The sequence below is a fragment of the Psychrobacter urativorans genome (genome assembly GCF_904846675.1).
GTDB classification, from domain to species: Bacteria; Pseudomonadota; Gammaproteobacteria; order Pseudomonadales; family Moraxellaceae; genus Psychrobacter; species Psychrobacter urativorans_B.
In genome coordinates this window covers 184404-205282 of the sequence record NZ_CAJHBT010000003.1, presented here as the reverse complement: position 1 = coordinate 205282, position 20879 = coordinate 184404, and the positions used below count along the sequence as shown (strand labels likewise).

At 42.1% G+C, this 20879-nt stretch carries 14 protein-coding genes and 3 pseudogenes; 6 read left to right on the top strand and 11 right to left on the bottom strand.

What is annotated here, in order from left to right:
• Window positions 1–227 precede the first annotated feature (227 nt).
• The 4 genes and pseudogenes from metE to JMY06_RS03225 all read left to right on the top strand — a co-directional run bounded on the left by metE (window position 228) and on the right by JMY06_RS03225 (window position 5356).
• Window positions 228–2582, top strand: a pseudogene (gene metE / locus JMY06_RS03240) (5-methyltetrahydropteroyltriglutamate--homocysteine S-methyltransferase).
• 402 nt (window positions 2583–2984) lie between these two features.
• Entirely contained in the window at window positions 2985–3821 is an 837-nt protein-coding gene (locus JMY06_RS03235; RefSeq protein WP_201616147.1) for an amino acid ABC transporter substrate-binding protein, read from the top strand.
• Between the two features lie 38 nt (window positions 3822–3859).
• Window positions 3860–4543: an amino acid ABC transporter permease gene (locus JMY06_RS03230; RefSeq protein ID WP_201616186.1), complete on the top strand. Its 684-nt coding sequence runs from the start codon at window positions 3860–3862 to the stop codon at window positions 4541–4543.
• A gap of 69 nt (window positions 4544–4612) precedes the next feature.
• Window positions 4613–5356 (top strand): amino acid ABC transporter ATP-binding protein, encoded by a 744-nt coding sequence (locus JMY06_RS03225; protein WP_201616145.1) that lies wholly within the window; start codon window positions 4613–4615, stop codon window positions 5354–5356.
• A 217-nt stretch (window positions 5357–5573) separates the two neighbouring features.
• Here the strand turns inward: JMY06_RS03225 and JMY06_RS03220 are convergent, their stop codons facing one another.
• The 9 genes and pseudogenes from JMY06_RS03220 to uraD form a co-directional block, all read right to left on the bottom strand.
• A complete protein-coding gene (locus tag JMY06_RS03220; RefSeq protein ID WP_201616143.1) occupies window positions 5574–6110 on the bottom strand; it encodes an ureidoglycolate lyase in 537 nt (178 codons plus the stop codon).
• Window positions 6107–6541 (bottom strand): annotated as a pseudogene (locus tag JMY06_RS03215) (hypothetical protein). Before JMY06_RS03215 ends, JMY06_RS03220 begins: the two are co-directional and overlap by 4 nt.
• Window positions 6542–6886: 345 nt before the next feature.
• On the bottom strand, window positions 6887–7720 hold the full coding sequence (locus JMY06_RS03210) for a bifunctional allantoicase/(S)-ureidoglycine aminohydrolase (protein WP_201528111.1): 834 nt from the start codon (window positions 7718–7720) through the stop codon (window positions 6887–6889).
• Window positions 7721–7732: 12 nt separating this feature from the next.
• Window positions 7733–8495 (bottom strand): annotated as a pseudogene (locus JMY06_RS03205) (malate synthase G); the annotation flags it as partial.
• A 403-nt stretch (window positions 8496–8898) separates the two neighbouring features.
• Window positions 8899–9441: an ureidoglycolate lyase gene (locus JMY06_RS03200; protein WP_201616141.1), complete on the bottom strand. Its 543-nt coding sequence runs from the start codon at window positions 9439–9441 to the stop codon at window positions 8899–8901.
• Window positions 9442–9738: 297 nt separating this feature from the next.
• On the bottom strand, window positions 9739–10719 hold the full coding sequence (gene puuE, locus JMY06_RS03195) for an allantoinase PuuE (RefSeq protein ID WP_201616139.1): 981 nt from the start codon (window positions 10717–10719) through the stop codon (window positions 9739–9741).
• 892 nt (window positions 10720–11611) lie between these two features.
• Entirely contained in the window at window positions 11612–12943 is a 1332-nt protein-coding gene (locus JMY06_RS03190) for a urate hydroxylase PuuD (RefSeq protein ID WP_201616137.1), read from the bottom strand.
• Between the two features lie 358 nt (window positions 12944–13301).
• Window positions 13302–13670, bottom strand: a complete 369-nt coding sequence (gene uraH, locus JMY06_RS03185) for a hydroxyisourate hydrolase (protein ID WP_201616135.1) — start codon at window positions 13668–13670, stop codon at window positions 13302–13304.
• A gap of 107 nt (window positions 13671–13777) precedes the next feature.
• Window positions 13778–14299: a 2-oxo-4-hydroxy-4-carboxy-5-ureidoimidazoline decarboxylase gene (gene uraD, locus JMY06_RS03180; RefSeq protein ID WP_201616134.1), complete on the bottom strand. Its 522-nt coding sequence runs from the start codon at window positions 14297–14299 to the stop codon at window positions 13778–13780.
• Between the two features lie 392 nt (window positions 14300–14691).
• Here uraD and JMY06_RS03175 point away from each other — a divergent pair, with 392 nt between their 5' ends.
• Window positions 14692–15363: a TetR/AcrR family transcriptional regulator gene (locus tag JMY06_RS03175; protein WP_227672133.1), complete on the top strand. Its 672-nt coding sequence runs from the start codon at window positions 14692–14694 to the stop codon at window positions 15361–15363.
• A gap of 283 nt (window positions 15364–15646) precedes the next feature.
• On the opposite strand, the gene JMY06_RS03170 is transcribed toward JMY06_RS03175, so the two are convergent.
• Window positions 15647–17053 carry a uracil-xanthine permease family protein gene (locus tag JMY06_RS03170; RefSeq protein ID WP_201528123.1) on the bottom strand — a complete coding sequence of 469 codons (1407 nt, stop codon included), beginning with the start codon at window positions 17051–17053 and terminating at the stop codon, window positions 15647–15649.
• Between the two features lie 810 nt (window positions 17054–17863).
• On the opposite strand from JMY06_RS03170, the gene JMY06_RS03165 reads away from it, so the two are divergent.
• Window positions 17864–19969 carry a TonB-dependent receptor domain-containing protein gene (locus JMY06_RS03165; protein WP_201616133.1) on the top strand — a complete coding sequence of 702 codons (2106 nt, stop codon included), beginning with the start codon at window positions 17864–17866 and terminating at the stop codon, window positions 19967–19969.
• A gap of 97 nt (window positions 19970–20066) precedes the next feature.
• Here the strand turns inward: JMY06_RS03165 and JMY06_RS03160 are convergent, their stop codons facing one another.
• Window positions 20067–20825 (bottom strand): ABC transporter ATP-binding protein, encoded by a 759-nt coding sequence (locus JMY06_RS03160; protein ID WP_201529613.1) that lies wholly within the window; start codon window positions 20823–20825, stop codon window positions 20067–20069.
• Window positions 20826–20879: the final 54 nt, after the last annotated feature.

Below are 20879 nucleotides of genomic sequence, written 5' to 3'. Positions count from 1 at the left end.
GACAGTTATGAAGCTGCTGTGATTCTAGCCTGTGTCTTTATTTGGCTGCCGCTGATTTGAATTCTATACAGACCCTAGTCTTAACATTAATATAATTCATCTTAAGACAAGTAAGTTTATTTTTATTCATGTTAGCAATCGGTTATGATTACTCCATCGAAACTATTTATCTCAATCCCTAAATATTCAATCTTAAATATTAAATATGATGAACGGAGTAATACCAGATGTCTACTATCAAACCACAATCTAGAGTACCTGGCCACATCCTAGGCTATCCACGTATCGGTGACAAACGCCAAACCAAACTTGCTTTAGAGCATTACTGGAAAGGTAAAAAAGACAAGGCAACTACTCAAGCCGCGCTAGCAGAAGTTTTCACTACCAATATCCAAGACCAAATCGATGCGGGTCTTGATATCATCACCACTGGCGATTTTGCGCATTATGACTTAGTGCTAAGCCAAGCCGTTGCTTTTGGCGTGCAGCCAACACGTTTTAAAGGTGCAAAGACCCTTGATACCTTTGAGCGTCAGTTTTATTTCGCCCGTGGTCGTGACCATACTGGTCAGTATGAAGACAATGCCGCTTGGCAAATGACCAAATGGTTCGATACCAACTATCATTATTTAGTGCCTGAGCTGGAAGCGGATGAAGACTTTAGCAACACTGACTTTACTCATATCTTTAAACAAGTAAGCGACGTTAAAGCCGTTATTCAGAAAAGCGGGCAAACTGATAAAGCATTAAAAGTAGTTTTAGTGGGTCCAGTGAGTTTCTTATACCTAGCAACTTCAAAGTTAGATGATAAGCTGGAACATCTTGATAAATTGCTACCAGTTTATGCTGACTTGCTTAATCAGTTGGGTGAGCAAGGCGTTGATTGGGTACAAATGGATGAGCCTATCTTATCATTAGACCTCGATGGTCGCTGGCAGCAGGCGTTTGAGCGTGCCTATAACGGTCTACAACAAACGCCGCCACAATTGATCGTTGCTAACTACTTTGACTCGTTAGGTAATAACTGCAATATCGCTTGTAACTTACCAGTCAGTGGTATTCATATCGATATTACGCGTTCAAGTCAGCCTAAGCAATATGTCACGCAAGTGATTGACCATCTACCAAGTCATAAATTACTATCTATCGGTGTCGTTGATGGCCGTAGCGTTTGGATAACGGATCAAGCCCGTGCCCAAGATATCTTATTAGAGGCCAATGAGCGTTTGAATACGTATCACAATCAGCCAAAATCGGGTGATGGTAAGGACAATGAACGTTTATGGGTAGGTAGCGGTTCATTATTGCTACATTTACCAGTTGATTTAACCTCTGAAGAAGTACCTGAAAACTTGAAAGGTAAACTGGCCTTTGCTAAGCAAAAATTAAGCGAAGTAGTGATTTGTGCTAAATTGGCTACTGGTGAACTACAACCAGATGTCACCGCCACCGATATTAGCTTAACCCCAACTCAGTCTGCTGCGCAATCGCGTGATGGTGTCTTCAAAGACCGTTATGCTAAGCAACAAGAAAAGTTAAATCTACCACTATTACCAACCACTACTATCGGATCATTCCCGCAAACCGCTGAGATTCGTAAAGCCCGTCGCCAGTGGTACAATGGTGAGCTCAGTGATAGCGATTATCAAGATGCGATGAAGGCTGAAATCCGTCAGTGTGTGACCGATCAAGAAGAATTGGGTCTTGACGTATTGGTCCACGGTGAAGCGGAACGTACCGACATGGTTGAGTATTTTGCTCAGTATTTAGACGGCTTTTGGTTGGCCAAAAATGGCTAGGTACAAAGCTATGGTACGCGCTGTGTCCGTCCACCAATCGTAGTCGGTGACATCAGCCGCCCGAATGCCATGACGGTTGATTGGGTTAGCTACGCGCAAAGCTTAACTAATAGGCCCATGAAAGGAATGTTGACCGGTCCGGTGACAATTTTGAACTGGTCGTTTGCACCCAGTGATGCTGCCACCCGTGATATCTTGTGCCTACAGCTTGCAGAAGCCATTAACCAAGAAGTGAGCGATTTACAAGACGCCGATATTGAGGTTATTCAGATTGATGAGCCCGCCTTTCGTGAAGGTTTACCACTGAAAGAAGCGGAACATGCGCACTACTGGAAACAAGCGGTTGACAGCTTGAAGCATTCTGCCAGCTGTGCGAATCCTGAAACTCAGATTCATACCCACATGTGTTACTCAAGCTTCCATGATTGCTTACATCATCTCTCTGCCATGGATGCCGACGTTATTACTATTGAGACCGCACGTTCAGGCTTGCAGCTGCTAGACGCCTTTAAGGTTGATAACAATGCCGATGGTTCTACAAATACTCAAGGCGGCTATTAAAATGCCATCGGTCTAGGTGTTTATGATATTCATAGCCCACGCGCCCCTGATAGCGATAACATGCAAATCGTGATTGATGAGGCGAAAAAATATATCCCCATTGAGCGCTTATGGATCAATCCAGACTGTGGTCTAAAAACACGCAACTGGGAAGAAGTCCGCTTGCAATTACGTAATATGGGCGAGATGACAGAAATCGTGCGTAAAAAATACGCGGCATAAGTTGCTGATGTTTTTATAAGTAGTAAGGCTGTTATAAAAAATAAAGCTCTTATACATAAACAAGCCCTAATCATAACAATCGTGGTTGGGGCTTTTTATTGTTCATAGTACCGCCGACCAGTAGGAGTTCAGAGGATAATAAGTAGGTCATTAATAATTATTGGCAGCCAAATGCTAACAATCTTACGTATGCACACTGTTTGTGTACGTTTAATCTAACTCAATCGCGATAGTATAGACGCATCTCAATTTACTCTTAAAGGCAGTATTAAAAGTAATACCCATATTGAAAATTACCTTGTGAACCCTCAAATCGAGCAGCCAAGTAACTATTCTATTATGAGCTGTCTTTTTTTGACTACGATTTATTTATTTGCTCATCCATTTGCATAAGGACAACTTATGAAACGCCGCGCCCTGCTAACCCTTGCCGTTAGTACGCTATTGCTCACTGCTTGTGGTCAATCTAACACTAACGATACAACTACCGATGCAGCTGACAATAGCGCAGCTGGAGGTTCAGACTTGCTCCAGCGTATCAACAATGGCGGTACTATTAACGTCGGTACCGAAGGCACTTATCCGCCGTTCACTTATCACGATGTGTCCGGTAAACTTACCGGTTATGACGTTGAAGTAACACGTGTCATTGCTGGCAAGCTAGGAGTGGACGTAGAGTTCAAAGAGACCCAGTGGGATGCAATGCTGGCAGGTCTCGACTCAAAACGTTTCGATATGGTGGCCAACCAAGTCAGCTTGACAACGCCTGAGCGCAAAGCTAAGTATGACAAAGCAACGGCTTATAGCTGGTCAGGTGCAGTGGTCTTAGCCCAAACTGATGACAATCGTTATAGCTCGTGGGAGGGATTAAAAGGTCTGCGTACCGCCCAATCGCTCAGCAGTAATTACGGTGAGCTGGCCGAACGCTACGAGGCCGAAATTGTTGCCGTTGATGGTATGGCACAAGCAGTACAACTGGTGAAGCAAGACCGCGCTGACTTTACGATGAATGATAACTTAGCGGTCTTAGACTATCTTAAAAATTTCCCTGATAGTAGCCTTGAGATTAAACTGGTCGCACCAGCCAGTGAGCAGCGTGGTTCAGGCTTGGTATTACGTAAAGGTGATGACGCGGTAATTGCCAAAGTAGACGAAGCGATGGCTACTTTGCAAGCCGACGGCACTTTAACTAAGCTCAGTGAAGAATTCTTTGGCGCTGATATAAGTCGACAAAACTAATGAGCTGGTTAGCCGAACTATTGGCTTTATTGCCATTTATGACCCCAGATCGGGCGCAAATTGTCATCAACTCCTTTTGGCCAATGCTCAAAGGCGGTATTTATTATTCGATACCGCTTGCGTTGATATCCTTTGCGATAGGGATGTCGATTGCGCTAGGCGTGGCACTGATTCGTATCGTGCCGCGTGCTGGCTGGATGCATGAAATTGTTTATCGTCTGGCACGCATTTATGTGTCGGCTATTCGTGGTACACCGATGCTGGTGCAGCTATTCATCATCTTTTATGGGCTGCCTAGTATTGGCCTTAAGTTAGATCCTTTTCCATCCGCGATTATCGCCTTTTCACTGAATATTGGTGCCTATGCATCGGAGACGGTGCGCGCTTCTATTTTGTCCATTCCAAAAGGACAATGGGAAGCAGGAGCAACAGTCGGGCTGACTTATCTACAAACCTTCCGCCACGTGATTTTGCCGCAAGCGCTCAGAGTATCGGTACCGCCTTTATCCAATACTTTTATTAGTTTGGTAAAAGACACGTCTTTAGCGTCATTAGTGTTGGTTACTGAGCTATTTAAACAAGCACAGATCATTACTGCCCGTAATTATGAATTTATGCTGGTCTATACCGAAGCTGCCTTTATTTATTGGGGAATCTGTCTGTTTTTAACCTTTATTCAAGGTAGGCTTGAGCAGCGACTGGACCGTTATGTTGCCAAATAAGCCATTAATTAAGCGTTCTATAATCAATCGTTTTAAACAGCCACTAATACGCGCGCAACAGGAATTTTCATGATTCAAGTCACTAATATTCATAAAGCTTTTGGTAGCAATCAAGTGCTCAAAGGCATTGATTTAACTATTCGTAAAGGCAATGTGGTGGTAATATTAGGGCCCTCAGGATCCGGTAAAACGACCTTTTTACGCTGTATAAATGCGCTGGAGATCCCGGATCAAGGGGTGATTGCTTTTGATGATGGGAGCTTAACGGTAGACTTTGGTATTAAGCCTAATAAAAAAACCTTACTAGCGCTACAGCGTAAGTCTGGTATGGTCTTTCAGTCTTATAATCTATTTCCGCACAAAACGGCTATCGAAAACTTAATGCTAGGCCCTGTGGTAGTACAAGGAACAAGTAAAGCGTCGGCATGCAAGCAAGCTTTGACGCTACTTGATAAAGTGGGGTTGTCGGATAAAGCAGACCTTTATCCGTTTCAGCTGTCTGGTGGCCAGCAGCAGCGCATAGGCATTGCGCGGGCGCTCGCTATTGAACCGTCTTTATTATTATTCGATGAGCCGACTTCCGCCCTTGACCCAGAATTGGTTAAAGAGGTGTTAGCGACTATGAAGCAGTTAGCATCGGAAGGTTGGACGATGGTCGTCGTCACCCACGAGATTAACTTTGCTCGTGAAGTAGCGGACCATGTGGTGTTGATTGAGGATGGCCATGTAGTTGAGGAAGGTAGCGCGGAGCAAATGTTTAAGCTATCAACCCATCCGCGTACGCGAGCATTTCTGCAACGAATTAGTGAGTAAGGTGTAGATAAACGCTTATCTAACAAGTGCTTATTAACAAGAAGGCCTTTATCTCTTATTAAAGATAAAGGCCTTTTTTAAGGTTTGAGGTTATTAATTTGAAGAATAATAAACATAAAAAAGCCAGCTAATCGTAATTAACTGGCTTTTATAACATAAGAGTTCATCAATGAAATATCGAGTTTTGTTAGTCTTGGCCTAGGCCAAGATGAGTCAATTATACTGCAACTTGCTCACTTTCTAACTCAACACAAATATTCCAATCGCCAATCTCAAGCTCATAGCAATTCTTGCCTTCACCATGGATACGATCAACCACTAAAAAGTTAGCATCACTGCCAAGTACTAATAATGGATGATGCCAAACGTTAGCGTCATACTGCACACCTTGATTTGACTTGGCATAGAATGCGGTCAAATCATCAATAGATTTTGGTGGCTCACCAGCTTTGGCAACAATGACGATATAGTCTTGACCGGTCATTGAAAAGAACGCTTGCGTACCAAACGGATGATATTCCATCACTGATAAAGCAATAGGGCATTCGCGCATTTTGGCACGAAAGATGCTCATGCCAACCGTACCGGCATCAAGTGATGCTTCAGCGATGGCGTCATGGCAATAGGCATAACCATTGTTAATATGATAGCAATTTTCAGGCGTTTCTTCATCCTTGCCATACGGTTCGATAACCGCACCATATGGCGCAAAATCAGCTTTGACTAATGTTTTAGCAATTAACTTGGTGCTCATGAATCCGCCTTAACGTCAGCAACCTTACCATAGACGCGTACACGGCTTAAGCCGCCATCTGGGAAGATGTTGACACGGATATGAGTAATAGGTTTGTCAATTTTAAGCTTGTTTTTGCCAAAGGTATGCACTTCATGCACAACGGTTTTTTCGTTATCAAGCAAAGTGTCCCAGAACATGCTTTGAGTAATCAAAGTTTGCTCAGGTGTATTCGGTGCATAGACTGCTTGCACAGAGATTGAATCCGGGAAGTTACCTTTAAAGTAAGCAGTATCAATGTCGATAGACTAAACAATACCAGGTTGACCTAATGCAAGGATACACCAGTCGTTACCAGGCTCACGGCGACGACGAGTTTCCCAGCCGTCCATCCATTTACCATTGTCGTCAAATTTACCAACCATGAATTGTGGAGATTCAGGCTTTAGGATGCGGCTTTTATCAGCGAAGAAGTCGTCAGTTGCAAATAAATATTTAGCACCTAAACGGCTGTCAGCAACATGCTTTTACTTTAGAAACTGCTGTCATTTAAAACCATCAACTAGCCTCTTGACGCTATAGACTACATAACGTGAGGATGTTGATTTATAATTTATTTTTTCTTAGGTGATGTTGCCGTTATTGGGGTTTGAAACGATACTTAATGCAGGGTGAAGGTTAACTCGAGAGATTTATTCCTTTTCATAAAAAACTGCGCTAACAATGCAATTGCTAGCGCAGTTTTAAAAAGTAATAAATGCATATTCGAATTAACGATTATGCATCTATACTGCTTATCATTCTGGGCGAATAAACGGCATTTGTCTATTCACGTCTTTATATAGTAAGTATCTAAATGGACCAGGTCCGCCGGCGTAACAAGATTGTGCGCAAAATGCGCGCAGCCACATAAAATCACCTGCCTCAACTTCTACCCATTCACCGTTTAAGTGATATACGGCTTTACCTTCTAGTACATACAAACCATGTTCCATAACATGAGTTTCATCAAATGGAATCACGCCACCTGGCTGGAAAGTGACTATATTCACATGCATGTCGTGACGCATATCAGTCTGCTCTGTAAACCTAGTGGTTTTCCATACGCCCTCTGTGCCCGGCATCTCAATAGCTTCAACATCGTGATCGCTTGTTACAAAGGGTTCGGGCGCATCAATACCGTCTACAAATTGATAAGCTTTGCGGATCCAATGAAATTTAACGTGCTTGCTACTGTTGTTTTTTAACGTCCATTTACATCCCGGTGGTAAGAAAGCATAGCCACCCGCTTGTAAATTATGCGCTTCGCCTTCAATAGTAATATCCATTTCACCTTCAACTACAAACAATACGCCTTCTGCTTTAGTATCCAACTCTGGCTTTTTAGAGCCTCCATTTGGTGCTACTTCAACTATGTATTGTGAGAAAGTTTCTGAAAAACCGGTTAAAGGACGTGCAAGCACCCACATTCGCATTCCTTCCCAAAAAGGTAAATAGCTAATAACAATGTCGGTTAGTACACGTTTGGGAATAATCGCATAACTTTCGGTGAAGATAGCGCGATCGGTTAGTAACTGTGTTTGCGGAGGCAATCCACCAGTTGGTGCGTAATAAGTACTTTTTGTTGACATTGTTAATGTTCCTTAGTGGTTTTGTGCCGCGATAAATTTGTGTCTGAACTCATGGAGCAAAGATTCGGTATACCCGTTTGGCTGGGATTTCCCTTTAAACACTAAATCAAGTGCAGCTTGAAAGGCTAATCTATTGTCAAAATCGTTAGACATAGCCCGGTAGTTTGGATCGTTTTCATTTTGTTTATCGACAACTGCTGCCATTTTTTCTAATGACGCACGGACCTGTGATTCATCTAAAATTCTATGCTCTAACCAGTTGCAGATATGCTGACTAGAAATACGTAAAGTTGCTCTGTCTTCCATGAGTCCAATGTCATTGATCTCAGGCACCTTAGAAGCGCCCATGCCTAAATCAACCCACCGAACCACGTAACCTAACAGTCCTTGCGCATTATTTTCTAATTCATTTTCAATTTCTTGTGCGCTTAATGCCTCAGGGTCCTTTAATAAAGGGACCATTAGAATATCGTCAATGTTCGCACGAGGTCTGTCAAGAAGGCCTTTTTTGAGATTCAAAAACATCGACTTGATGATAATGCATTGCGTGCAAGGTTGCGCCAGTTGGTGAAGGTACCCAAGCGGTGTTCGCACCAGCTTGTGGATGCTCTATTTTAGATTCCATCATAGCGGCCATTTCGTCAGGAATCGCCCACATACCTTTACCTATTTGCGCTTTACCAGAAAAACCGCATGCAAGGCCAATATCTACATTCCAATTTTCGTAAGCTGCAATCCATGGCTGATCACGCATGGTACCCTTGGCCACAATCGGAGTCTTAATCCCTTACAAATCAGGGAGCAGTTCAGACTGTACACAAGTAATTATTGTTAATAAAAGCAATGACTTACACTGATTAAAACAACCGATAAATGTTGGCTTAAAAGTTGGTGCTTTTTGACCAATTTTTTATAGCAAATCATACACATAATGATCAATTTTTTCTTGAACTGTTGAACTATCTTGCCAAGATAAAGCGATCAAACAAAGAAAGCTACGTTCTCGTGTCAGACATCGATTAAAACAAGCCGTTAGAAGAACTTGTTGTTTCTCTAAAAAGCTCGATAATTATTTTAGAGTGTTTGATTTGGTATTTTTTATGTCAATTATGGCTATGTCTGATGGCAACATACTTTTTAGAACACCACCAAAATTATTAATCATCTGACTATAGTAATTAGGCCTGAGTTTTAGCCTGCTCAGCAGATACATCGATGCAAACTTCCCAATCATCAATCTCGAATTCATGGCAATTATTGCCATCACCATTGATGCGATCGACAACCAAAAAGTCACAATCAGCGTTTAGTGCGAGTAGCGGATGATGCCAAACGTTAGCGTCATACTGCACGCCTTGATGCGAATGAGCATAAAACACTTCTAAATCGTCAGCTGATTTAGGCGCATCGCCAGCTTTGGCCACAACGACTAGATAGTCTGTGGTATTCATAGAAAAGAAGGCTTGCGTGCCAAACGGATGATATTCCATAACCGATAGCGTAATGGGGCAATCACGTCTTTTAGTACGAAAAATACTAAAACCAACTTCACCGCCATCTAAGGCAACTTTTGAGATGGCATTATGACGACAGGCGTAGCCGCGATTGATATCCCAACTGTTTTCAGGACTTTTTTCTTGATCATCATAAGGCTCAATCACTGAGCCATAAGGAGCAAATGCAGCTTTAGTCAGAGGCTTGGCAATGATTGTGGTAGTCATAAGTTCACCTTTAGGTTAGTTAGCAGTGTCATTTATTTAATTGTTTTAGCAACTTATTAAGTTATAGACCATCAGTGGTCTATAACGGTGTTACGGTTCTTCGAGCTTTTATTCGTGAGCGTTTATACTTGCGCTGCACGATTGTTACGGTTAGGCAGTTTAGCCACAGTTTGCTGCACATATTATTAAACTATTAGGCCAAGTATCGCCACTATTTGCTTATTTGAGCTAAGCAAATACCGGACACAAGATGTAGTTTTTGAGCAATTGAATCACTGAGGTATAAACTGTCTATGGTTACATCCAGTCGGCGCTATTATCTGCAGTCGCTGGATGATTTTCATACCAGTGCTTAGCGATTTCATCGCGGCGGCATACCCAAACGTCGGGCTTACTGGTAATGTATTGTAAAAATTGCTTGAGAGCTTTGATACGACCTGCACGGCCAATCATTCGGCAGTGTAGTCCAATAGTTAACATTTTAGGCGTATGTTCGCCTTCTTCATATAGGGTATCAAAGCTGTCTTTTAGATATTGATAAAAGGGTTCGGCGTGGGTAAAACCAGGGCTTGAGGCAAAACGCATATCGTTAGTTTCAAGTGTATAGGGTATAACTAGGTGCGGCTTACGAGTTATGGTGTTGCCGTCCTGTACTTTGACATCTAGCCAGTAGGGAAGCTCATCAGCGTAAGAATCGGAGTCGTAAATATAACCACCTTGCTCTGCTACTAGCTCACGCGTGTTAGGGCTATCACGACCAGTGTACCAGCCTAATGGCTGTCCACCAAGCATCCGATCAAATATTTTAGTGGCCGCTTGTACATGTGCACGTTCGGTCTCACGGTACATATATTGATAAGTAATCCAGCGCAGACCGTGGCTTGCTACTTCGTGGCCATCTTCTAAGATACGCTCGATAATGTGCGGTGTTTTTTCAGCGGCAGCCGCGCAAGTAAAGGTCGTAATAGGCAAGCCGTATTCTTTAAACACGTCGAGCACACGCCAAACGCCAACACGACTACCGTATTCAAATGCCGACTCAATAGATTGATGGCGGTTATTGAATTCAGGGGTACCTAGAACGTCAGATAGAAAGCGTTCAGATTGGCCATCGCCATGAAGGACACTATTTTCTGCGCCTTCTTCAATATTCAATACGAACTGCACCGCGATTTTTGCACCGCCTGGCCAGTTTGCTTTAGGTGGGTTATCGCCATAGCCTTTTAGGTCGCGAGGATAAGCGTCCTGATCAAAGTCGCTAGTTATTTTTTGCGTCATCGTAAATGTTCCTTTATAAAAATAGAGTAGTGATTTATTCAGAACTGACCAAGTACTCCACACCAAGCATTTGCCCGAAATTAATCAGCCGCTCAAAATTAACTCGTCAGACTTAAGTTACTAAGATCGAACTTACTAATATCAGGCTTGTCAAAACCCAGACTATTAAACATTAACAAGCGGATCACACTTGAATAAATCAGCAAGCTGATGTTAATGGTTGGTGTTATGAGCATGTGTTTGCGCTTGAGCGTATGTTTTAATTTATGAGCGATCACTTAACATTCAAAGTTATTACTCAATAGTGAAGAGGCGCGGTATAGCTGAATAAGTTTTAGATGTTGTTTGGTTAGGCTGTAGATATTGTCTAGCAGACCTAAATACAGCTTCGGGGCTGTGGCAGTACTGAATTTTTAGGTGTTAATTAGTTAGATAGTAATAAGTTTGAGAGTTATAACAGAATTAAGCTAAGTGTAATAACGACTTGGTTGAAATACCAGTACTTTAAATACTGATAGAGGCTATTCATTTTTACTTTTATCAAGTAGCGTAAACCAGTCATTTTTCATTCTGACAAACAGCAGTTATTACTAATCTTGCTTTACTTTAAGTGCATCCGACGGATTGGTCAAGATAATTATTGATTTATCTCTATAACGGCTAATAATGAAGGGTATAAGGAGCTGAATACTAAAACGTAATGTACGTAATAATATCTAAGATATTGATAATATTGCAAAATATAGAAAACGATAACAGGGTTATAAAATATAATAAATCTACGCCACGGGCTAATAATATTACCGCGTGGCGTAGATCCTACATAATATTAATAGCCAGTCACTTAGACCAGCTATTAATAAACCACTTATTTGCAAATCGTGATTCTAAATTACAAGGCTGAGGTATACGCTAGAAGTTGCTGACGCTCTTCATCAGTCATATTAGTAAGATTACCAAATGGCATGTATTTGGTTTGTACCGCAGTCACGATTTTATCTTTATGAGTTTTCAGGTCGTCGGACGTTTGCAAGATGATACCTGCTTGTGGCTCATTGAACATTTCGTGTGTAGGATGTAGAGCATGACAAGTGGTGCAACGTTCATGGACAATAGCCATAACGGCATCATCGCCTGAGGCAGAAGCTGGAACCGCTTCAGCAGTTGCAGTATCAGCAGTCGCAGGGACGGCATCTGCACCGGCAGCTGGATCAGTAGCATCACTGCCGTCAGTAGCTGGTGGTGTAGTATCTGCAGTCTCAGCAGTTACTGGTACAGCAGACTTTACTGGAGAAACAGGTGGTGCCTCAATCGGAGCAGGACGCATCCAGATAATGAGAAGTACCGTTGCTATCGCAGGAACGATTAAATAACCTGGTTTACTGTGACCCAAGTGTTTCTGGTTGAAGTAATGACGAGCGGTTGCTGTGATGATACCGACAAAGACCAATACCAACCAACCATGTGCATGTGAATACATCATTGGATAGTGGTTACTGATCATGATAAAGATAACTGGTAGGGTAAAGTAGTTATTCATCAGCGAGCGGTTTCTGGCCATTAGTGCCAAATCTGCTACTTCTTTACCTGGTTTTACGCCTTTACGTACGCAATCTACTAAGGCACGCTGAGCTGGCATAATACCAAAGAACACGTTACCTACCATGATTGTACCTAAAATGGCACCAACAGTAATAAACGCAGCACGATCACTGAACAGCTGATAAGAACCCCAAGTCGCGATAACCGTTAATACAAAGATTAACCCACTAAAGACCAGTGCGTTCTTACCTAAACGGCTACGCACAATGACTTCATAAATAAAGTAGCTACCGAACAAGAACAGTAAGCTGACACCAATAGCGCCAACCTTGGTAAATTCGACTTTGCTTGGGTCAATCAGATACACAGTAGCATTCGCGTAATAGACGATAGTCAGCATCGCCATACCGGTTAGCCAGGTGGTATAGGCTTCCCATTTGAACCAGTGCAGCGTTTTTGGCATTTCTTCAGGTTCGAGCTTATATTTGGCAATTTCATAGAAACCACCACCATGCACCGCCCACAGGTCACCAGAAATACCTTTATCTGTTTTCCATTGTGGCGGTTTACGTAAACTCATATCTAACCATATGAAGTAAAATGAAGCGCCAATCCATGCCACCGCAGCGATGACGTGAAACCAGCGGAAGAATAGACTTAACCAGTCGAGATAATATGCCATGCAGCAGGTGTCCTTTTGTGTTGCTATGTCTTGGTAAGTGATAACGGCGGCTGCGCATTATGTTGGTATAACAATCTAGTGATACCAACATAATGAGGCAAACGGTTGAGGTGCCGGCTTAGATATATACAAATTAATTGCTACGATATCATCCATATAAGTAGCTAAAATTAAACGACTTTATATCAATAAGCAATTCGTTGAATCAATATATTAAAATAAGGAATCAAACTACCAGAGTTAGCTATTAGTAATGTTCTTAGGTGATAAAAAGTTTTCTCAGATAATAAAAAAATAACTGAGTTTTAAGTTTTAGGTGCTTATCAGGTTTTAAATATCCCTGATAAGCAATTTAAAACTATGAACCGCGATAGGTGCCATAACCATGGGCGCTAAGTAATAACGGGACATGATAATGAGTGGCGTCGCTCACCACAAAGTCGATCACAACTTGCGGGTAAAACGCGGTTAGCTTTTGCGCGTCAAAATAAGACTGAGTGTCAAAGGTCAAGGTATAACGACCCGTACTTAAGTTACACTCAGCGCTGTCGACGTTAGAATCAAATTCCCAGCTGTCTGGTGCAACGCGGCCATCGTTGTTGGTTGTACCATTGGCCAGTAAAGTGGCTTCGCCGCCGTCTTTAATGCGATGTAACGTAACTGCGATATCAGCGGCAGGCTTACCAAGGTGGGTGTCTAAAATGTGTGATGATAGGGTGGCTGACATAATGCTTCCTTTGTATGGTATTAAAGTAATTGTCGATGCTTATGCATCGCATTTTTTAGGATGCTTTTATTTAATAAACATCAAGTATATGGTATTAATCTAATCGGTTAAGCCGCGCCAAATAGTTTTTGTAGGCGTAAACTAGTGATTTTATTTTGTTCAGCAGCGGCATTAGTAAGTTCAGTAGCGCGGTCGTTAGGAAGACGGGCGAGCAATAAATCCAGCATTTGCTGTGCGCTTTTACCGGTTGCGAATACAATGAAGATAAAGCCAAACTTATCGAGATAATCTTGATTGCCTTGTGCAAGCGCTTCCAGTACTTGGTCTTCTGCATCGTTCGCACCTGATTGTTCATGCGCGGCGCTATCTTGCGTATTACGATATTTCTCTTTTAAAGAAGCAACATTACCAATTTGTGGGTGGCCATCGAATGCCTCAATTAAATTGGCTTCGCTGGTTTGCGCTTGGTTCCAGGCCTCATCGCTAGAGGCAAGCAGAGCGTCGATATCTGAAAAGGGACGCGCGCTAGCAAGATTCCGTGCCCAGCTGGCGCTGGTGCAACAGGTTAAAAGTTGCACGGTGGCATCTTCTTGGGATAGGTTGTTAAATTGGGGTAACGTTAAGCTCATGAGGACATCCTTTTCTTTTGATATAAAAGCCTGCCTCGTCTAGAGGCTATCAGCAATGATGATATAGCAATCCCTTTACATAATGCTAGTCGCATGTAAATTAATATTATCTTGTAAACTAATTTTATTATGTGGCGACGTTCTTTATTAGGAGACAACGTGTTCTGTAAAACAGTCTTAGAGTCTAACCTGATAAATCATATGCTAAAGTGATACTAATTAAGAACCAATTGGTTTATATTACCTATTGTGCTAAAACCTGACCAGATGGTCAACTATTTTATACAAAATATTTCAATTTGTCGTGCTATGTTCCATAAAAAATAGTATTTATTGTAATTACTAGCAGGAATATGGCTTTTTTTTACTAAAAATGCCGAATGGCCTAAGTTATGACCATTATGAATGAAAATGAACATGCCAATACTACAAGCGCTTCTGCTTCTGCTCATCGCAGTCAGCCAGAGATTCGTGCGCATAATCAGACTATCATCTTAATCGCTGCAGAAGAAGAGTTTGTCTTACGCAGCTATCGCGGCGCGACCATGCAAGGTATCGCTGATCGAGCTGGACTACCAAAAGCCAATATTCACTACTATTTTAAAAATAAAAAAAATCTATATAAGGTAGTGCTGCGCTCTATTATTCAAGAATGGAATGAGGGCTTGGTCACAATGACCGTCGATAGTGATCCTAAAACGGTCATTGAAAAGTTCGTGCGTACCAAACTGCATCAAGCCTTTGCTCATCCCAATCGACATAAACTATTTGCCGTTGAGGTCATCGGCGGTGCGCCGCATTTGCATGACTTTATGTCCACAACCATGAAAGAATGGGCGCTTGATAAAGCAGAAGTGATGAAAATATGGCACCAGCAAGGTAAAATAGGTATTACTGACCCCCTACAACTATTGATTTTAATCTGGGCCACCACCCAGCGTTATGCTGAATTTGAAACAGAAATCGTCGGCTTAATGGAAAAAAAGGCTTACGATAAGCAAGATGAAGCGCGTGCTGCTGACTTTTTAGTGCCCTTTATTTTACGCGGTTGTGGACTTGAATAAAGGAGTATTGCGTCAAGTAATGCGCCAACTTTTATAATGTCAGTTATTTCATAGCTGTCAGTTCGCAGTGAATTTTAGTTTATAACAGTTCCCTTGTTCATACCTATCTAACTTCCAGCTTATAAAAATACCCACATAAAAACGCCTTAATCATAACAGTCGTATTAGGGTCTGTATCGATAGGCCGTATATAAAGCGCAGTAGCATCAATCTACTGCGCTTCTTCTTTATAAACCAATTACTTAGTTTATTAACTATTAGTTAAGTAATAAGCCTAAATTCTTTAAGAAGCTTTTTTAACCAATACGACACCCTCTTCTTCATTTTGCTCTGGAGTATCATATTCAGCGCCATAGTTCTTCGGTAAAATAATATCAAGCGTGATAGCGACGACACCTGCCATCGTTACTGCTGAACCAAAGATGTTACGGAACAGTTGTGGCGTTTGTGCCAGTACATCCGGGACAAAGGCAATACCCATTGACAGACCTAGCGTGGTCGCAATAATCAAGATATTACGATGGGTAAAGTTAACCGTTGATAAAATGCGAATACCAGCGGTTGCTACGGTTGCGAACATCAATAGGGTTACGCCGCCAACGACTGGCTTCGGCAACTGGGTAAAGATGGCACCAAGGATGGGGAACAGACCCATAGTGAATATGATAGCAGCCACATAAAGGCCAACATAGCGACTGGCGATACCAGTCATTTGAATCACGCCGTTGTTCTGGCTAAAGGTGGTTACTGGGAAAGTATTAAACGTGGCGGCAATTACTGAGTTGACACCATCGCCTAAAACACCGCCTTTGATACGTTTTTCGTATATAGGACCTTTAATAGGCTCGCCTGAAATCATTGAGGTCGCGGTTAAGTCACCTGAGGTCTCAATACTGGTAATGACATACATAAAAGCAATAGGAATAAAAGCCTGCCAGTCAAAACCAAAACCAAATTTAAAAGGGACTGGTATAGTAAATATAGGGGCTTCAGAGACTAATGAGAAATCAATACGTCCCATAAACATGGCTGCAATTAAACCTAGCATCAGACCGATAAAGATAGCACTCGAGCGAATTACTTTGTTATTGATGATACTGATCAGTACCACACTCACCAGTACACCGCCGCCTAGTAATAGGTTCTCCATACTACCGAAGTTCTCAGCACCAACGCCGCCCGCCAAATCGGTCAGACCGGTTTTGGTCAATGACAGACCAATGGTGACAATGACGCAACCGGTAACGATAGGGCTCATCAACGATTTAAGTCTGGTAATAAATTGACTTAAGAATATCTCAATGAATGCCCCAAGAAACGAGACCCCAAAGATGACAGAGAGAATCTCTTCAGGACTACCGCCCTTATTTTTTACTACAAAACCGGCGGCGAGTACCGCGGCTAAGAAACCAAAGCTGGTTCCTTGCAGTGCCATAAGGCCGGAACCCACGGGGCCAACCTTGCGAGTCTGGATAAAGGTAGCCACCCCAGATACCATCAACGACATGCTGATGAGGTAGGGAATGTGTTCTCCTAAACCTAAGGCACCCCCAATGATTAACGAGGGGGTAATAATACCGACAAAAGCGGCAAGTACGTGCTGTACTGCCCCTAAAAATGCTTTGGCAGGGGCGGGACGGTCATGCAGTCCGTATAATAAATCCGGATTTCCTTGAGCTTTTTCGCTCATGACTTCTTACTCCTAAGATAACTTTACAGTCCTATCTATGCTGAGGGTCTCAGGCAACATGGTAAATGCGAAGGTTAATATTAATTCCGTTTCAATATTCAACCTACCGTATTGCCTATCCATCTAATCTTATAAATTCAGCAAAAATACGCACGTGTCCTTGTGCTAATTAATAAAAATAATGAATGATTATTGACTATTTTTATTGATCAGCGAAGATTAAAACCTGACTAATTGGTCAGCTCTACCTAGGGTATAGTGAAAGGGTGAGCTATTGCAATGCTTATTTTAACTTCTAAGCCTTTAATCGCCAAAAATGCAGCGTTCATCACCGGTAGTTATTGAGTATAAAACTCTATATATGAAATATTATAATCACTATATATTCTGCAAATAAATGAAAAGTACACTATAAACGAGAGTATGAACAGGGTTGAGATAATCGGCTAACTATTAACATAAGAAATTTGGTTCAATAAACATTGAGCTTGGCCAAGATAATTGAATATACCCCACGCTACTGAGTAAGCTAATAATAGTTACATCGTCAATAATAGGTTTCGTCTAAGCGTCAATCGCTAAGTAATTACTATAGAATTAAATTTTTTTATTTCAAATGTTGCTAATTTATTAACAATTCGTTATTATGTTTTTTTCAAATGCTAACTATTATCATTTGTATTCACAATAGCGTTTACAGTATTTAATTTCATCCCTTAATTTGCAGGTCAATACTCAGTAAAGATTTTATTGAGTAGCCACATTGTAAAAAATTCTTAGGTTTTTATAGTCATATAAAGTGAGTATGTTATGCGTGAAGCAATATTTTCTAGTCGATTAACCGTACTGTCAGTAGGTATAGCCGCTGTCTTAGGCTCACAAGTAGCTAGTGCTGAAGAGGAGATGCACACCTCACTGCAAACGATTACGGTTACGGCAAATAAGTCGGCTAGAAAAGAGGTTCAAGAAGATCAGGTTTATATCGATGACTATACGCCCGCTCAGCAAGCAGATCATTTAAGTGACTTTTTGAACGTGGTTCCAGGGGCCTCAGTAGGTGGCACTTCGGCAGTCAATCAGCGTATACGGGTTCGCGGGCTTGATGATACCAATCTAAAGATAACGATTGATGGCGCCCGTCAAGAAGGGGCTATGTTCTACCATATGGGCGATGTCACTATTGACCCAGATTTATTAAAACAAGCTGATGTATCAGTCGGTAATAACTCCGTCACGCTAGGTAATGATGCCTTAGGCGGTGCGGTTGCCTTTAAAACCGTCGACGCCGCAGACCTGCTTAAACCAGGTCAGAAAATTGGTGCCAAGGTACATGTTGGCTATGCTAGTAATAATGACGAGCTGTTGACATCAGGAACCGTTTTTGCGGCACCAACAGAGAATATTGACCTATTGGCTTATTATGGTAAGCGTGATGCGAATGCTGGTGAAGATGGTGATGGTCGCAAGATTCAAACCGAAGACAGTAAGGGTGAGAATATCCTGTTAAAAGCCGGTGCCTATATTGAAGATGATCATCATGTTGGTGCCAGCTTTAGTAGTACCGAAAATAAAGGAAGATTCCCGCTACGTCCAGATTTTCCAGCGAGCCCCGGTCTTCCCGGTCCTGATAGCTGGAACCCAATTCTCCCGCAAAAGGTCAAACGTGATACTTATGCGCTAGATTATACCTATAACCCAATAAATAGCTTAATAGATGTCGATGCCAATGTGTATCAATCAAAAACTCGAATTTCACGAGACACGGATTACATTGAAAACCCCGGTTTTGATTGGGAGGCGGGGGTCAAAACCACAGGCGCTAAAATCCAAAATACCAGTGTCATCGATAGCAGCATCATCAATGGCATACCCGGCACGCACAAGCTGATTGCTGGTGCTGAGCATTATAAAAAAGAGTCTGAGATGTCGCGAGATTTCATTAAGACGGGTACTGATGAGGCAAAAAACACTTCAGTATATTTAGAAGATCAGTGGCAGATGGGTAAATTAACTTTGACCCCTGGCGTACGTTATGACCGCTATGAGTCCCCTGAATTTGTGTCTGCTGGAAAAACTTATAACAATGTCGTAGGTGCACTGGCCGCCAGCTATGAGATAGCGCCACGCACGCAAGTATTTGCCAGCTATACCCAGTTATTTAATGGCCCAGACTTAAGCCAAGCTATTTTTAACCAAGATGGTAATGATACCTATGTAAATAGTAACTTAAAGGCAGAAGAAGGCGATAACGCGGAAGTAGGTATTGCGACAACTTTGCGCGGTCTGACCACCGCCGATGATGCCCTACAACTGAGTGGTAAATATTTTGAGACTAATATTGAGAACTACATTGAATTTGTTCGAGAAGGTGGTCGTCACCCTGGTTTAGATTGTAATACAGGACAGCTGAATGGCAGTTGTCAGGGTGTTATCAATAAAGACGAAGACTATAAGATTAAAGGGGTAGAGCTCGCAGCCGATTATAAAGTCGATAACTTCAGTATGGGTCTAAGCTATGCAAGAGCACGCAGTAAGGGCAAGGAAACTGGCTATAGTATCTCTTCAGTGAGCGGTAGTAGCTCTGACTCTGGTGATAAATATATGGTTAACTTAGCTTATGAGCCAACGGATACCACCGAGCTTGGCTGGCGCAGTACTTACGTCACCGCGCTGACACCTAATACTGAAAAAGTAGAACTTAAAAAGCCTAACTATGATGTGCATGATATCTTTATGAGCTATATGCCAAAACAAGTTGATGGCCTAAAGGCCACGCTTGGGGTATATAATATCTTTGATGAAACTTATGCCAGCCACGCGTCACGCATCATTGAGCCACGCCCTGATGATGGTTACTTGCGTACTGACTTTGAGCCAGGCCGTAATATTAAAGCGTCTTTAACCTATCAATTCTAAACGACACTATTTTGATTCTAGGTAATAAAAAGACCGCTTATATTTTATAGGCGGTCTTTTTATGTGGGGTTTAATACTGATTTTTACTTATAAAAGGTTAAAAGCTATCGACAATAACCGGACGACCTTGATGCTTAAGAACGGTGATGTCCACGTTGTAAAGCTCTTTCATGGTTTCTTGGGTGATAACATCAACTGGACGTCCAGTTGCCATTACTTGACCGTCTTTCATAGTCACTACGGTATCGGCAAACTGTGCGGCTTGATTAATATCATGCAAGACGATCACCACCGTTTTTTGTTGAGTATGACTTAACTCACGTAGCTCACGCATCAAGCGTCCAGAGTGATACATATCCAAACTATTAAGCGGCTCATCGAGTAGTAAATAAGGCGTATCTTGACAGACAATCATCGCAATTAGTACTCGCTGGCGTTGTCCGCCAGATAGAGCAGATAAGAAACGATCGGCTAATAGCTCTAATTCAAAGCGCTCTATAATCTCATCGACCTTTTGATGGTCGTTGGCAGTCGGGCGGCCTTGATGATAAGGGTAGCGCCCAAACATTAATAGCTCATGAACGCGCAGTCGCCCTTGGACTTGGTTGTCTTGGCTCAGCGTAGCGACTGTAATGGCAAGGGTACGCGCATTACAGCTGACAATATTGTGCTCAGCAAAGCTAACTTGTCCTGCTTGCAACGGTTGCAGGCGGGACATCACCGAAAATAAAGTAGACTTACCCGCTCCATTAGGGCCAATAAGAGCAATTACTTGTGAGCTTGGCAACGATAAGCTGATGTCGTGCAGAATTTGCTGCTTACCGATATGATGCGATACGTTGTTTATTTTAATCATAGTCGCTCTTATTTTAAGCTGAATTTTTAATACGTTTTAAGCGGTTTCTTATTG

What these genes read in the sequence shown, in the direction of transcription:
- uraH (WP_201616135.1), bottom strand. Translation starts at nt 13,670, where the DNA reads ATGTCAGCCACCCTATCATCACACATTTTAGACACCCACCTTGGTAAG.
- JMY06_RS03220 (WP_201616143.1), bottom strand. Translation starts at nt 6,110, where the DNA reads ATGAGCACCAAGTTAATTGCTAAAACATTAGTCAAAGCTGATTTTGCG.
- puuE (WP_201616139.1), bottom strand. Translation starts at nt 10,719, where the DNA reads ATGACGCAAAAAATAACTAGCGACTTTGATCAGGACGCTTATCCTCGC.
- JMY06_RS03160 (WP_201529613.1), bottom strand. Translation starts at nt 20,825, where the DNA reads ATGATTAAAATAAACAACGTATCGCATCATATCGGTAAGCAGCAAATT.
- JMY06_RS03230 (WP_201616186.1), top strand. Translation starts at nt 3,860, where the DNA reads ATGACCCCAGATCGGGCGCAAATTGTCATCAACTCCTTTTGGCCAATG.
- JMY06_RS03235 (WP_201616147.1), top strand. Translation starts at nt 2,985, where the DNA reads ATGAAACGCCGCGCCCTGCTAACCCTTGCCGTTAGTACGCTATTGCTC.
- JMY06_RS03200 (WP_201616141.1), bottom strand. Translation starts at nt 9,441, where the DNA reads ATGACTACCACAATCATTGCCAAGCCTCTGACTAAAGCTGCATTTGCT.
- JMY06_RS03165 (WP_201616133.1), top strand. Translation starts at nt 17,864, where the DNA reads ATGCGTGAAGCAATATTTTCTAGTCGATTAACCGTACTGTCAGTAGGT.
- JMY06_RS03170 (WP_201528123.1), bottom strand. Translation starts at nt 17,053, where the DNA reads ATGAGCGAAAAAGCTCAAGGAAATCCGGATTTATTATACGGACTGCAT.
- JMY06_RS03190 (WP_201616137.1), bottom strand. Translation starts at nt 12,943, where the DNA reads ATGGCATATTATCTCGACTGGTTAAGTCTATTCTTCCGCTGGTTTCAC.
- JMY06_RS03175 (WP_227672133.1), top strand. Translation starts at nt 14,692, where the DNA reads ATGACCATTATGAATGAAAATGAACATGCCAATACTACAAGCGCTTCT.
- JMY06_RS03210 (WP_201528111.1), bottom strand. Translation starts at nt 7,720, where the DNA reads ATGTCAACAAAAAGTACTTATTACGCACCAACTGGTGGATTGCCTCCG.
- uraD (WP_201616134.1), bottom strand. Translation starts at nt 14,299, where the DNA reads ATGAGCTTAACGTTACCCCAATTTAACAACCTATCCCAAGAAGATGCC.
- JMY06_RS03225 (WP_201616145.1), top strand. Translation starts at nt 4,613, where the DNA reads ATGATTCAAGTCACTAATATTCATAAAGCTTTTGGTAGCAATCAAGTG.